Raw genomic sequence first — 14,988 nt, forward strand, 5'->3', positions numbered from 1 at the left:
TCTCATCTCCTGTCAAACCAAATTCCCCTCTGCCCGGCTATTCCTTCCCACAACAGTAATAGCCTTGTCCATCCCCACACACAAATTACCGCTAATCAAATTATAGTCGCTCTCGCCACTCTCCTCAATACCCTTCAACTGCGTCGGCTTCTCTTGATCGTCTGCACACCGATTGCCCTGCATAATCGAATGGGTCAAATCGTACACGCGGATACCGGGATATTTCCCCTTTTCCGCCCGGGAATTGCTCAGCAACAAATTCCCCGTAATCACCTGCTCATCCCCTCTATTGGCATCTATCCCACACATCCCATTGTACGAACACACATTATTACTCACAATATTGTGGTGATCCCCGCCATTTGCCACACCGCCAATCCCGTGTTGTCCATTTTCGGAAAACACGCTATCGCTACACACCGAATGATGCACCCGCGCGCAAAAATAATACCCATCGCCCCCATTTCCCTTCCCGATATTGTGCGACCATACACTGCGCGCCAATCCCGTTCCCGGATGAAACCCATGCCCGCGACACCCGTGAGCCTGACAATGCGCCACCTGGGCATCGCAACCGCGCTGAATCCCAAACCCATCGCTGGGCCACCCAAACACCGAACAATTCAGAACGCGCACGCGCTCACAACCCACAATATGCACCGCAGAATACGTAAAATCCCACCAATCACCCGCGTAATCCTCGGGCCCCTTAATCGTCAAATCTCGTATTTCAATATCCGTCTCACCCTCTGCCCATATACAGGGAAACAGATTCACCACCCGGGCATTGTCACGCACCAACAACCGCCGATTAAACGGCACACTCATCCACACGCGATTGCCCACAACCCGCTCGACCTCCCCATGCGTACCCCACCATCCCCTGTGCTTATCGTCGCAAACCCCAATCCCCTCACCCACGCGAAAAGGCGAACTGGTCTTACAGTTCAACACCCGACCACCTTTGCGAATATCTTTTGAGAGATACGCCACCTGCAAAGGCCGAATCTTTAACACCGTCGCTGGCCCATCGCCGACCAGACTCACCCGACTCGGCACGTACAGCGTCTTGCGCAAAAGATACGTACCCGCCGGAATACGCACCCTGCCACCGCTCTCTGGCAAGGATGCAACCGCATCCTCCAGACCACATGTCATCGACTCCCGATCAAAAAAATCCCCTGCATTCACCTCATCTCGCGGCGCATCGGGCAACGGAATCTCTCTCGCTGGCATAGCAGGCATAACATCCTCCTCCTGATTTTTTAAGCACTCTCCAAAAACACCGTCACCCCCATATCGGCGTATTTCTCGCGCGTATCCGGCGTGCCGTTGCGATGACAGACCGCCACGCCAGTCCCTTCCAAAGACCTGCACAAATACGCGATCGTATCATCCACGGACTTCAACCAATGTTGCGGATGTGCCTTAATGCTCATAGACAAATCCGTCGGACCCATCGACAGACAATCCACCCCCGCCTTCGCGAGCAAATGCCCGCGCGTTGCGGCCTCTACCGACTCAATTTGCAACCACAAAATCCCAAAGCTATTCCACCAATCGGCGTACTCCTCCGTAGTTTTATCTTCCGTGCCTCGCCGATGTCTCCCGCCAAAACTGCGCCCACCAGCTGGCGGATAATAAAAATAATGCAACGCATCATCAACCGTCTCTTCCAACTCGGTCTGCGGAATCTCGATCCCACACGGGCCCAAATCGAGATAATTGCCAATCAAATAGGCATTGCGCGTGTGTTTGATCCGAAACTGCACGAACACATCGCGCTCGGCAGCCATATCGCAAAACGCCGCAATGCGCTCCTCGCTCAACGGCGTATGCTGGCTATCAATAGACACGAAATCGTAATCATCTTTATCCATAATCTGATCGAACCGATCCGGCGGCGTATTCGGCGCCATAGACACGCCAATAATGCGTTCGCCATTGCGGTATTTCTGTTTCAGTCCAATTACGTTTTCAAACATACTGTCTCCTTTAACTGTGGTTACTTCTCTCCCATTCTCGAAGCTTATCTGCATTCTCGCGCACCTTGACAAATGCGCGCGACATATCCCGCATCCGCGTTTCAGAAGTCAGCAAAGCCCTCTGGCTTATCGACAGCCGTTCCCTGCAATACTGCTCGACCTTTGGCAAGTGCAACGAGCGATAATCCTGTGCCGCATCTGTCCACGCAAAAGGCGTGTAATCACGCGCTTTCCAATCCGTTTGAAAAACCGGATGTTTGTAAACTGGCGTCTCGTATCCCGTACTCACCGGCACCCCTTCAGCGCGCATCGCCCTGATAAATGCATCGCGAGAAACGCCCTCAAACGCCTCGGATAAATACCGCGCACCATACACATGCCAGTTGACGCGGGTCGCATCTTCCAATCGGTGAATCGGATCAATACCCTCGACCTCCGACAACGTGCGCGTCAACATCGCCCCATTTTGTTCACGGATCTCCGTATGCTCGGGAATGCGCTTCAACTGGCACAATAAAACCGCAGCGACAAATTCCGTCATCCGATGATTGCCGCCCCATTGTCGAGATTCCTCCGTACGACCATACCGCGACCGCCCGACATTGACCGCACAGCCAATCGCATCGGCAACGGCCTCGTCATTGGTCAGGGCAATACCCCCATCTCCGCCCGTCATATTTTTGCTCTGCTGAAAAGAAAACCCCGAAGCCAGTCCCCAGCTACCCAGTCCACGATCCCTATAGGCCGATCCCCACCCGTGCGCCGCATCTTCTAAAATCGCGAGATTGTGTCGCTCGGCAATATCCAGCAACCGCTGGAGATCACACGCCAACCCGCCAAAATGCACCGGCATAATCCCCTTCGTACGATCTGTAATAAGACTCTCGACCTCCGCCACATCGAGATTATTGGTATCCGGGTCTATATCGCAAAAAACAACCGTAGCACCGGCTTTTAGAATCCCCGAACACGTACCGATAAATGTATAGGCACTCGTAATCACCTCATCGCCTACACCAATACCCGCCCCGCGGCAAATCATTTCCAGAGCCACAGTGCCACCAGTACACGCGATCCCGTATTTCGCATCTTGAAATGCCGCAAATGTCTCTTCAAACTCCTGGCACTTCGAGGAATTGTACCACGCCCGACTCTCCAGCACCTCGATAAGAGCATCTCTTTCGGCCGCATCGTACATCGGCCATAAAATATCATCCTTCTCTTTAACCTCACGCTCGCCACCCAACAGCGCTAACTCTGCCATATTTCCCTCCTTGATCAATCCCTCTGCAAACATTCGACCAGCAGGTCCAATGCTTCGCGGGCGAACACTTCCATATTCTCTCCCCGGTTCTCGCTGCCCGTTGCGATCGCAATCGCCTGCTCGGCATCTGGTCCCACAACGCCGATACACGTATGACCGGGCGGATCGCCATACCGATTTCCCGTCGGACCAGCCGCGCCCGTCTCGCCGATACCCCAGTCCGCCCCCAAACGTTCGCGCGCAGCGCGAGCCAGATGCAGGGCATGCGTTTTTGTCGCAGCCCTCGCCTCGCCCATTGCCGCATCGGAAACAGCCATCAATATCTGCTTTGAGTCACCCGTATAACACACCCCACCGCCCTTGAAATAAGCCGAAGCCCCCGGCACAGCCAAAAGCGCTGCAGAAATAATTCCCCCCGACGACGACTCGGCCACCGCCACGGTCTGCCCCTTGTCTTTTAGCAATGCACCCATATCTGTGGCCATTGTCTTAAAATCCGCCATATTAACCTCTACATTAAAGCGCGAATAGACGAATAGACGAATAGACGCCCCCCGCCCAACCACTCAAGGTCAGCAAGAACTCCATTCGTTGATTCGCTAATTCGCTGATTCGTTGATGAACTGCTAACGCAGTTGTACCCCGTTCCGTTGATTCGTTGATTCGTCTTCTTCTTTTCTTCTATCCCCCACCGGAGCTTCAACGCGAACCGTTACAATATCCGCATCGTGATATTGCTGGTGGCGCACAGACGAAGTGAAATGCTGAAGCAAACGCAGCGAGATTTCATGCTCGACCGGCATCTCGTCTGTATGTTCTCTGAGATAGGCCATTCGGTCCTCAATATTTTCCTCACCAGTCGAAGCGATAAACTCGAGTTCTGCGCCATTGCTTCCATCGCTACGTATAATTAAAAGCAGGCGTTTCTCCGCTTGTTCGCCCTCCCCTTGCTGAATGAGAATCAGAAGGGTTTCTTCGGCAGACAGACAGAGACGATTCGTCATCTCGGCATCCCAGCCTCTGCGCGAGGCGAACTTTTCGAGAAATGACACAATCTCTGGCAAAGCCTCGACAGTAAGCGCCGTCTCAATGCGCTGCCGGCGCGGTGCTGTCAACTCCATAAACAGCGTCAGGAAAATCGCCGTGAGACCGCCAGCCGTCATCCCATTGCCGAGCAGTGCCCCCCACCACTCTCCGAGATATTCCGCAAAAATGGCCTGATCCTGAAACCCCACACCAATCCAGAATGCGACGCCCGCGATCATCGCCTTGCGATAATCTACCCCATCCTGGACGATAATCCGCATACCCACAACAAAGAGAAGTGCCAGCAGCACCGTCACATAGGCTCCAACCACGGGATTGGGGATTGCCAGCAGGAGTGCCGACACCTTGGGAATAAAGGACGCCACCACAAATACGATGCCAATACACACGCCGACGCCGCGTGCGGCAACGCCGGTGAGTTCTGTGATTGAAACACTTGACGAGTAGGTCGTATTTGGAACTGTCCCCGCAATACCTGAAAGCAAGTTGCCCACGCCATCTGCGGTAACTGCGCCCTGCACCGCTCGAAAATCGGGCGCGCGAGGCGTACGCCACGAAACCTTCTGGATCGCGATAGAATCCCCTATTGTTTCTATAGCACCGACCAGAGTCACAAATATGAAAGCGGGAAGAAGCGACCAGAAAACAGGACCAAAGCTGAGGTCAAAACCCGGCCAGCCACCACCTGCGGGAAGCCCTATCCATGGAGCGTCGATAACGCGCTGGATGTCGTACAGCCCAAAAAACGAAGCGACAATACACCCCACGACAATCCCTATAATCGGCACCCAAAGACGCCACATACCCGAAACCCGCAACGCGAGCACGACCACGACGAACAGGGTTGCAATAGTACATGTGGGCGCGGCAGCCGAGGGCGTTCCTTCGGGCACATCCGCCAACATATCAAATACAATCGGCATAACGGTCACCGCGATCAACATGATCACCGTTCCCGCCACGGTTGGCGTAATGATTCGCCGCAGCAACGAGAGCCGCGTCGAGAGCGCGAATTGGAACAACGATGAAATGATGACCAGGATTGCGAGCATCGCCGGACCGCCCTGGGCAAGTGCCGTCACGCAAACCGCGATAAAAGCGCCAGAAGTGCCCATAAGGAGGATGTAGCCAGCACCAATGCGTCCAACGCGCACAGCCTGCATCACTGTGGTCAACCCGCTGACCAAAAGCGCGGCAAAAACCGCCCATGACAGATAAGGCTCGCCCCCACCCGCGGCCCTCACCACGATGACCGGCGTAATTACAATGCCCGCAATACAGAGCATGGCAGCCTGAAAACCGAGTGCGAAAGCAATGGTATTTGGAGGCCGCTCATTGGGTTCGTAAAGCACACTCTGGTCGCGGCGGTCAGTCTCAGATTGCATCGTTCAAATCCTTTCCTTAAGCAACTCATCGCCATAAGCAAATAGCGCAGGTGTCCCACCGGTATGCACAAACACAACTGTTTGATCCCTGCGATACCATCCCTCGCGGATATGCTCAATCATTGCACCATAGGTTTTGCCCGCATAAACGGGGTCCAGCAACAACCCTTCGGTTTGCGCGGCCAATAATACGGCCTCTTGCGCCCCGGGCGTCAGTACACCATACGCCGGTCCCGCGTATTTGCCATAACTCTCAAAATCATCTGCCGTAAAACTCAGATCCAAATCCAGAATTTTACACACCTCATTTGCCACCTCGGCGAGTTGCACATTCTTTTTGGCATCATCCTGTGGACTTGGACTTATGCCAATAATCCGCACATCAACACCCAGTGCTCTTGCCCCAACGACAAGCCCGGTATGCGTATGCACACCCGCACACACATAGATGGCATCGGGTATCACATCCATTGCCTGCACCTGCTCCCACAATTCCAAAAACCCATCCACATAAGACACGCTGCGATAATAATACCCATCCGAACTCGTATTATAGACCCTGTGTCCATCGGTCTCTAACTTTTCAATGACGGCTACCTTCTCCTGCTCGCTCTCAATCAAATGCACCTCTGCGCCAAACAGATGCGTGAGCAACAAATTGCCATTCACGGGATCTGCATGGTCATCCTTGCGCCCCACCATCACCGCCTTCAGACCCAGCCTCGCCGCAACCGCTGCGGTCAACCGCGACTGATTCGACTGCGACGCCGCGCCGTGAAGCAACACATCATATCCTTCATCCACAGCGGGTGCTACGGAATATTCAAACTCGCGCACCTTATTCCCCCCAAACGCCAGCCCCGTCTGATCCTCGCGCTTGACCAGAATGCGCGGTCCGCCCAGCTTTGCCGCCAACCTCGGGCAATCCATCAACGGCGTGGGCAAATCGGCAAGCGACAATCGGCTGCACGTCCCCAACGCCTCTCGAACCTCTCGAATCGAATAGCTCAAGGGTATCACTCCTCTTTTTAATTTTCTAATTCAACCGCCTGAAGCAGGGCCTGGATAAAGCCAAATTGAAAGGCAAATGCCTGTTCGAAATGCCCTTGCGCAGTGTGGCCTGGCGCGTGATCGGGAACAATCATGTGCGGATAGCCCACTTCCTTGAGCGCTTTCATCAGGACAAACATATTCATATCGCCCTCATCCGGATAAACCTCCTGAAACTTGTTGCGCCCACCCGTTATATTGCGGAAGTGGATGAGGTTAATTTTTTTTCGCTTCCCAAAATAGCGAATAATATCGGCCACCTCATTGCGCGGATCCACAACGCTCTCCGCCATGCAACCGAGGCACAGATTGAGACCGTGATAAGGACTTGGGCAAATATCTATAAAACTCTTGAACCCATCGTATCCACCCAGCACGCGATCAACACCTTTGTAACCCGACGGCAACCAGGGATCGCACGGGTGACAGGCCATACGCACTTTGCATTCGGTGGCAACGGGAATAACGCGCTCCAAAAAAAACGTAATATTTCCCCAGTTCTGTTCCGCTGTAACCGGTTCATCATACCGCGACGTATCCGCATCGGCCTTAGACAAATCCCACGTGGAATAGCGCACATCCCCTCGCCCGAGCGGAACGCTTTCCGTACGTTGATTTTCCATTTCGCAGAGAAAATACTTCAGCGCGGGAATACCCGCATCTGCGGCAGCCCGCACCATATCGCATGCGATCTCAATTTCCTTTTCGCCGTCCTTCATATTCCCGCGCATAAACTCGGGCACAAAACTGCCATCGACATTCAGGTGTTGCACCGGCAATGCCACCATCTCCACGGTAATGCCGTGTTTTGCGGCCTTTTCTTTTTTTTCTACAATTTCTTCCACTGTCCAGCCTCGACTCGGATCTGACGTAATTTCTCTGGCGTCATTGAGCGCCATATTTGTAACACCACATCGCGCGAGAAATTCGAGATGCTCATCCGACGTGGAAAAACGCTGGGTACCAATGTGCATGCGCGGATTCTCCGGATCCCATTCTGCGCCTGCATACATTTCGGCTGCCATGGTCAAATCTCCTCAATCTTCACACTTCTTGTATCTTTGTGTCCTTGTGTCTCTGTGTGAGGCCCTCTCACGCCTTATGATAATGCAAGAAATTCTGGATAGCAACATGATTGGGGATTGTGAGAGGTCTGAAATTTTTGTATCTTCTCACTCCTCAAGCCCACCCCTATAAACTGGAGTGTTTTATGCGAGTCGAAATCAACAAACACGCCCTGGATCGCGTGCCGATCTCGATCATTTTTGATGACTCGACTGTACTGGTAAATCTGAACTATTTTTTCATGCGAGACCGCCAGGCTGTAGATGGCACAGATTATCGCTGGGAAGATGTACCTGTGGTACATCCGGAATCGTTCACGCGCGAATTTGCCGAGTTCTGCTTGGAAAACGATGTAAAAGGCAAATTCAGTGTGGTCCCATGCCCCGCTGCGATTGGGCGAATAGACCATGGACTCCCCCTGTTCTCCAAAGCGCAGCAAGAAAGCTGGTTGGCGATGTGTCGTGAACTGATTATGCCCAACTACGACATCACCCCGGAAATGATCACACACACCTTTGTGGTAGATCTGGAAACATTGCAACCTGTTGATCCAAACTTGTGGGAACAATGGGGATGGAACAATCTGCCAACCGACGAAGAAGAGCGGGTAACAAATTATATCGCGCTGGCGTGTGAGATCTTGCACAATGTGGGCCTGACACCTGCAGGTGTCACAAGCCCGGGAGGATTTGGCAATCCAATAGACTTTTATGCAAAATGTGCAGAAAACGCCGTGCGAAGCGTAACGGGCAATCCAACACCGTATCTATTTAAGCGCGTATCGTCCAGTGGTCCGGTAGATTGCCCGGTGTGGTATCCCAAACCCGAACGCGGCGAAGCAATGGGTGAAGTAATCGCAGCGACGGGTGACCGCACGGGATCGTGGACCGGATATGGCGAAGTAGATGTAGATTATTACATCTCATCGGATCTTCAAGGTGGGCGTTTGCCCGAAGTCATCGACGCGGGCGACCCTGCCGTGATGATCAGCCACTGGCAGGGATTTTACGGAATTCACAATGAAGACCGCCGCGGGTTTCGGGCATTTCAGACCATTGTGCGGCGGCTCAAAGAACGCGACCCCAATGGCGAGCAATCGCAATGGCGCAAATGCAGTGAAATTACCAATTATGCAATCGCGCGCGAAATGGCTGATGTAAAGGTAGAAGAACAAATAATAACACTCGATTTGCCCGTACAGGTGCCCGAATTCACATTGCGATTGCGCGATATAACAGTTGCAGGCGTAAAAATAAACGACAAACCCCTGACACCCGCGCTGACGAAAGCGGCCTTTCGAAATGGCACATTTTATCGAGATGGCGATATAACACTGGTAGCTTTCACGCCCGAAGACCGAAATGTCAGGATTGAAATAGAATAACGGAAAAAAAGAATGACAAACGCAAAACTCAAACGGGAAATCGGCTTACTCGGCGTCTATGCCATAGCAACGGGCACGACCTTGAGCGCGGGATTCTTTTTATTGCCAGGACTGGCTGCCGAACAGGCGGGTGCGGCCATCGTACTGGCCTATATCGTCGCCGCTACGCCACTCGTACCCGCGATGTTCAGCATTATTGAACTGGCAACCGCCATGCCCCGCGCGGGTGGCGTGTATTATTTTTTGGACCGATCACTCGGACCGTGGATGGGCACGCTTGGAGGCATTGGCACCTGGCTGGCACTCGTATTAAAAGTATCATTCGCACTCGTGGGCATGGGAGCGTACATTGCGCTTTATATACCCGAGTTGCCAATGACCCCCGTGGCTGTCGCAATTGCGGTTGGACTGGGCATACTGAATCTATTGGGCGCGCAGAAAAGCGGTGGATTTCAGATGGCACTGGTACTGGGTTTGTTGATGATCCTGGGGATATTTATCGGAGGAGGCGTACCCAATATTGAACAGGCGCGATTGACCGCCATATTCGAGGCAGATGTCCAGACGATTTTATCCACAGCGGGCCTGGTCTATATCAGTTATGTCGGCGTGACAACCGTAGCGAGTTTATCAGAAGAAGTAAAACATCCCGAGCGCAATTTGCCTCTGGGCCTCATCTTCTCATTGATCACAGCCGTTCTGGTCTATGCTCTCGGCACGGGCGTCATGGTCGGTGTATTGCCGCTCGAGCAACTGGTGGGAGATTTAACGCCCGCTGCCTCAGCAGCCAAAGCCGTATTTGGCGATTGGGGCGCGATGATCATCTCCCTGGCAGCCCTCCTCGCCTTTACATCGGTTGCCAATGCCGGAATGCTTTCGGCTTCTCGCTTTCCTCTGGCAATGAGCCGAGACCACATGATGCCGAGACTTTTTCAGCATTTAAATACAAGAGGCGCACCCGTTCAAGGGGTATTGGTTACCATGGGCGTAATTGTTTTAATCCTCATCTTTCTCGACCCAACCAAAATTGCCAAATTGGCCAGTGCGTTTCAATTATTGATGTTCGCGCTGGTATGCCTGGCGGTAATTGTCATGCGCGAAAGCGGATTGGCTTCCTACGACTCGGGATATCACTCACCACTGTACCCGTGGATGCAGTTATTCGGCATGTTAGCGTCGTGTACCTTGATTGTCCAGATGGGCTGGTTACCATCCCTATTTTCTGTCGCGCTGATCCTGCTGGGAACGATTTGGTACTTTAAATTTGCCCGGGACAAGGTCAACCGAGACGGCGCAATTTACCACATGTTTGAACGCTGGGGACAAAGGCGACACACCGGCCTGGATGTCGAACTGCGGAGTATCCTGAAGGAAAAGGGATTGCGCGACGAAGATCCCTTCGAAGAGATCGCAGCGCGAAGTCTGGTCATCGATCTGGATCGCCCGGCCGAATTTGAGGATATAGTCCGACAGGTATCGAAATGGTTATCGGATCGCGTACCACACACCGTAGATGAAATCGAGAAACAATTGCTGGACCGCACGCATATTGGATCGACACCCGTGACACACGGCGTGGGATTGCCACATTTGAGAATTGATGGCATTGAACACTGCGAAATGGTCCTCGTGCGATCACTGCCGGGTATTCACATCCAATTTACAGATCCACTGACCGAGCACGAAGTAGAAGCGCAGCTAACCGCGCTCTTTTTCTTATTCAGCCCAGAACACGACCCGTCACAGCACCTGCGTATCCTGGCACAAATCGCGCGGCGCGCAGACGATGAAAACTTCTTGCGCGAATGGCACTCTGCCAGCGATGAAGTCGAGTTAAAAGAAGTCCTGTTGCGCGACGAAGCCTTTTTATTATTGACATTGCGCCGCGATCGCGCAACCGCCGACCTCATTGGCCGCGCCCTGATCGAGACAGATTTTCCAGAAGGCTGTCTCGTGGCAATGTTGCGGCGTGGCGGGCGCATGGTGATTCCCCGCGGCAATACCGTACTGCAAGAAAATGATCGATTGACAATTTTGGGAAATAATGAAGGCTTGCGCAACCTTGAAGCGCGATTTGGCGGGCGGTGAGTCCCTGCAACGAGATCACCCGTAGAGACGACCAACAGTCTCTGGGTGTTTGCGAGCCTCGCGCATGAGGCGATTGCCCCATGTTGTGGGATATTTGCCCGTGACGCACCCCAGACACAGGGTATCTGTTTCACACCCAATACTGGAACCCAGATCGGGAACATCGAGGTACCTCAGGCTATCGACATCAAGATCGATAGCCATTTTTTTTAGCGTTTGTGTGCTGGGCAAACCGCGGTATCGCACCGGAACGTGTTCGGGGGCAAAGAGTTCGTCCAAGGTCGTCATATCAATGCCGTAAAAACACGGCGCAACAATGGGCGGACAGGCCACGCGCACGTGCACTTCGGTCGCGCCGCCGATATCGCGCACCTGATGGGCAAGGGTGCGAAGCGTGAGGGAGCGCACAATAGAATCTTCCACGAGGAAAACGCGCTTGCCCGATAAAACAGAAGCCAATGACGTGTATTTGCTCTTGGCACTCTGCGAGCGAGTGGTTTTGGGCTGGATAAAAGTGCGCCCCACATAGCGATTGCGAATCACACCTTCCATACAGGGCATATTCAGGTGGTGGGCATAGGCATCGGCTGCTGCTTTGGCCGTATCGGGAACGGGCACAACCACACATGAATCGTCAATTTTCTGGCTTTCTTTCTCGGCCAAAATACGACCGGCCTCAGCGCGAGAAGTATAGACGCTGAGGCCATCAATTTCACTGGCAACATTGGAAAAATAGACCCATTCAAAAAAGCAACGAGCTGTTTTTTTCGGTTCCGTATAGCGCGCAACGCGCAAGTCACCATTTTCGACAATCACCATTTCGCCGGGTTCGAGCCATTTTATATCGTTAAAACCGAGGTTAGAAAGAGCCGTTGATTCATTGGCTGCGGCAAAGAGATGGCCTTTCACCCCCCAGCACATGGGATGCAAACCGAGCGGATCGCGCGAGACGAACATGCGCCCCGAGGCATCGAGAAAAGCGATATTATAAGCACCGTCAAAATCGCGGGAAAGCGAGCGCATCACATCGGCCAGATCGGGTGGGTTTTCACCTTTCAATCGATACGCCAGGGTGTGCATGATAATTTCGGTATCGATATTGAGGGTAAAGTGATACCCCTGCTTGGACAACAGGCGTTCGCGCAACAGCGTGTAATTGGCCAGATTGCCATTAAAAGCCAGACTAAACCATTTCCAAATACGCCCGTGCTGCCGTTCAAAGGGCTGTGCATAGCCCACATCGTCTTCGCCACTGGTGGCATAGCGCGTATGTCCAATCGCAGCAATCCCTGCATATTGGTTGATAATAGACTGGAATTTACCGGGATGCGACATGCGGAAGGCTTCGGTAACACCACCCAGATCTTTAAACGTGCGCAACAGGTGATCGCGATTGGGGTGATAGGCGCAATACCCCGCGGCGAGTTGTCCCCTGTTTTGGAGGTCGAGCAACATACTCGGCATAAGTGCTGCAACATTTTCAAAATCATCGGCACCGCTGTTTCTCTTGAGCCAGTAAAGGGCTGCCACGCCGCATTCGTGGCCAATATCTTCGCTCATAAAAATCTCCTATCCCAATGCCTGATTCTGCATATAATGAATCCCAGCAACGATTTCTTCGCGCGTCACATCATCTCGTGGCACAATTTTCCCAATCCGCTCGGGCAATACAAAGCGGATGACACCGTCCCGCGCTTTCTTATCGCTTGCCATTCGCGCCAACACCTCATCGACCTTCAAATCGGGCACACCCCTGGGAATGCCCAAACGGGCAATAAGTGCATTTTGTCGCTCAAACGCATCTTGCGACCACATCCCCTTTTGCACAGCAATATACCCTGCAGCCAGCATCCCCAAACACACCGCCTCGCCGTGTTTGTAATAATCGTAATGCGTCACCACTTCCAGGGCGTGTCCCACCGTATGGCCGTAATTCAAAATTTCGCGCAAGCCCTTCTCGGTTTCATCGGCGGCCACAACACCCGCCTTGATGCGACACTGTTGGGCAACGAGCCAATTGATCTGATCCGCAGGCAGGCTTAAATTTACCGCACCCTCAATACAATCTTCCAAAAACGCCACCAGACCGAGATCGCGTATAATCCCGTGCTTGACCACCTCTGCCATACCTGCTCGCACTTCGCGTTTGGGCAAAGTATCAAGTGTAGCCGTATCGATCAACACCAACTTTGGCTGGTGAAAAGCACCGATCATGTTCTTTCCCAAAACGTGATCAACAGCTGTTTTGCCTCCCACACTGGCATCGACCTGCGCTTCCAGTGTCGTGGGCACCTGCACAAAATCGACCCCCCTTAAATACGTCGCAGCGACAAAACCAGCCATATCGCCGACCACACCACCGCCCAATGTCACAATACAGGATTTCCGATCCATTCCCGCCGCGATCAAATCGCCATAGATCTGCGAGGCCGTCTCGAGCGTCTTGTATTGCTCCCCATCGGGCACAGTTACGACCACAACCTTCACACCGGCACGCACGAGACTCTGCTGAACCGTATCGAGATAGAGCGCGGCAACCGTCGGATTGGTCACAATTGCCGCTGTTTCTCCCAACCCGCGTTCCGCATACAAATCCCCCAAATCGCGCAAACAATTGCGACCGATTAAAATATCGTAACTTCGATCAGCTAAATCAACCGTCACTATTTCCATTGTCAATCCCGATCCAGAACGCGCTGTAATTCAATAAGAGCTGTCTCTGCTGTGTCTTCGGGCGTGTGATCATTTGTCGAGGTTGCAAACGCATCTGCACGCGCATAAAAACGCTCTCGCTCTGCCATCATCACCTCAATTTTATTTTTCAAACCCTCGTCATCCAGCCCGGCCAGCAAGGGCCTTTCATCGCGCTTGCGACTGACCCGTTCAAAAATCGTATCGACAGAAGCGCGGAAACAAAGACATACACCTGTCTCGCGAATAACCGCCCAATTCCGCTCCTGCGTAATGGCACCACCCCCGAGCGACACGACCACATTGCTCATCTTCGATGCCACGACAACCGCCTGGTGTTCCAACTGGCGAAATGCGGTCTCACCGTCTTGTTCAAAAATCTCGGGAATAGTTTTCCCAGCAGCATCGACCAGCAATTCATCTGTATCGACAAAGGTCCGCTTCAACCACCCGGCCAAAATGCGCCCAACTCTGGTTTTCCCAGTAGCCATAAAACCGGTGAGAAATATGGGTTTATCAGGTAGATCAAACACAGCGCTCTTCCACTATACGGTATCACATCTGTTCTGGCGTTTTCATCCCCAGCAAAGTTAGGCCCGATGCCAGCACCGTCTTAATCGCATAGACCAGTGCAACGCGGGCAGCCGTCAAATCCGCTTGTTCAGAAATAACCTGATGGGCATTGTAAAACCGATTGGCGACCGTACACAATTCAATCATAAGCGTTGTCACGACAGAAGGTTCGTATTCGTCCGCAGCCTTTTGAATCTGCCCTGGAAATCGCGCAAGACACTTGACGACCTCAATGGCTTCTGGCTCATTTAACAATGCGAAGTCGATATCCCGCGGCGGCAAAGTGCCGTCATAACGCCGCAACACACTGCAATATCGCGCGTGGGTATATTGCAGATAGGGACCGGTCTCGCCGTTGAAATTCAGAACCTCGTCCCAATCAAACACAATATCGCGCGTCCGTTTGGAATCCAGATCCGCAAAAATAATCGCACCAATGCCCACATCTCTGTATAT

The 14,988-nt window shown here is 52.8% G+C and carries 13 protein-coding genes; 2 read left to right on the forward strand and 11 right to left on the reverse strand.

Features of this window, described 5'->3' with window-relative positions; all coding sequences use genetic code 11:
- Positions 1-12: 12 nt before the first annotated feature.
- The 7 genes from F4Y39_23405 to F4Y39_23435 all read right to left on the reverse strand — a co-directional run bounded on the left by F4Y39_23405 (position 13) and on the right by F4Y39_23435 (position 7,756).
- Positions 13-1,245, reverse strand: a complete 1,233-nt coding sequence (locus tag F4Y39_23405) for a right-handed parallel beta-helix repeat-containing protein (protein ID MYC16685.1) — start codon at positions 1,243-1,245, stop codon at positions 13-15.
- A gap of 20 nt (positions 1,246-1,265) precedes the next feature.
- On the reverse strand, positions 1,266-2,039 hold the full coding sequence (locus F4Y39_23410; protein ID MYC16686.1) for a hypothetical protein: 774 nt from the start codon (positions 2,037-2,039) through the stop codon (positions 1,266-1,268).
- Positions 1,996-3,282 carry a DegT/DnrJ/EryC1/StrS family aminotransferase gene (locus tag F4Y39_23415; protein MYC16687.1) on the reverse strand — a complete coding sequence of 429 codons (1,287 nt, stop codon included), beginning with the start codon at positions 3,280-3,282 and terminating at the stop codon, positions 1,996-1,998. Before F4Y39_23415 ends, F4Y39_23410 begins: the two co-directional genes overlap by 44 nt.
- Positions 3,264-3,752, reverse strand: a complete 489-nt coding sequence (locus tag F4Y39_23420) for a CinA family protein (GenBank protein MYC16688.1) — start codon at positions 3,750-3,752, stop codon at positions 3,264-3,266. Before F4Y39_23420 ends, F4Y39_23415 begins: the two co-directional genes overlap by 19 nt.
- Before the next feature lie 123 nt (positions 3,753-3,875).
- Positions 3,876-5,681: a hypothetical protein gene (locus F4Y39_23425; protein ID MYC16689.1), complete on the reverse strand. Its 1,806-nt coding sequence runs from the start codon at positions 5,679-5,681 to the stop codon at positions 3,876-3,878.
- A gap of 3 nt (positions 5,682-5,684) precedes the next feature.
- Positions 5,685-6,692, reverse strand: coding sequence for a pyridoxal-phosphate dependent enzyme (locus F4Y39_23430; GenBank protein ID MYC16690.1), 1,008 nt, complete (start codon positions 6,690-6,692; stop codon positions 5,685-5,687).
- A 17-nt stretch (positions 6,693-6,709) separates the two neighbouring features.
- Positions 6,710-7,756 (reverse strand): TIM barrel protein, encoded by a 1,047-nt coding sequence (locus F4Y39_23435; protein MYC16691.1) that lies wholly within the window; start codon positions 7,754-7,756, stop codon positions 6,710-6,712.
- A 185-nt stretch (positions 7,757-7,941) separates the two neighbouring features.
- Here F4Y39_23435 and F4Y39_23440 point away from each other — a divergent pair, with 185 nt between their 5' ends.
- A complete protein-coding gene (locus F4Y39_23440) occupies positions 7,942-9,180 on the forward strand; it encodes a hypothetical protein (protein ID MYC16692.1) in 1,239 nt (412 codons plus the stop codon).
- Positions 9,181-9,192: 12 nt separating this feature from the next.
- Positions 9,193-11,268, forward strand: coding sequence for an amino acid permease (locus F4Y39_23445; GenBank protein MYC16693.1), 2,076 nt, complete (start codon positions 9,193-9,195; stop codon positions 11,266-11,268).
- Positions 11,269-11,283: 15 nt separating this feature from the next.
- On the opposite strand, the gene F4Y39_23450 is transcribed toward F4Y39_23445, so the two are convergent.
- The 4 genes from F4Y39_23450 to F4Y39_23465 are packed head-to-tail and all read right to left on the reverse strand — an operon-like array spanning position 11,284 to position 14,988.
- On the reverse strand, positions 11,284-12,828 hold the full coding sequence (locus tag F4Y39_23450; GenBank protein MYC16694.1) for an amidophosphoribosyltransferase: 1,545 nt from the start codon (positions 12,826-12,828) through the stop codon (positions 11,284-11,286).
- Positions 12,829-12,837: 9 nt separating this feature from the next.
- Positions 12,838-13,941: a 3-dehydroquinate synthase gene (locus tag F4Y39_23455; protein MYC16695.1), complete on the reverse strand. Its 1,104-nt coding sequence runs from the start codon at positions 13,939-13,941 to the stop codon at positions 12,838-12,840.
- Positions 13,942-13,943: 2 nt separating this feature from the next.
- Positions 13,944-14,492 carry a shikimate kinase gene (locus F4Y39_23460; GenBank protein MYC16696.1) on the reverse strand — a complete coding sequence of 183 codons (549 nt, stop codon included), beginning with the start codon at positions 14,490-14,492 and terminating at the stop codon, positions 13,944-13,946.
- Between the two features lie 22 nt (positions 14,493-14,514).
- Positions 14,515-14,988 (reverse strand): hypothetical protein, encoded by a 474-nt coding sequence (locus tag F4Y39_23465; GenBank protein MYC16697.1) that lies wholly within the window; start codon positions 14,986-14,988, stop codon positions 14,515-14,517.

The sequence above is a fragment of the Gemmatimonadota bacterium genome (genome assembly GCA_009838845.1).
Taxonomy (GTDB): domain Bacteria; phylum Latescibacterota; class UBA2968; order UBA2968; family UBA2968; genus VXRD01.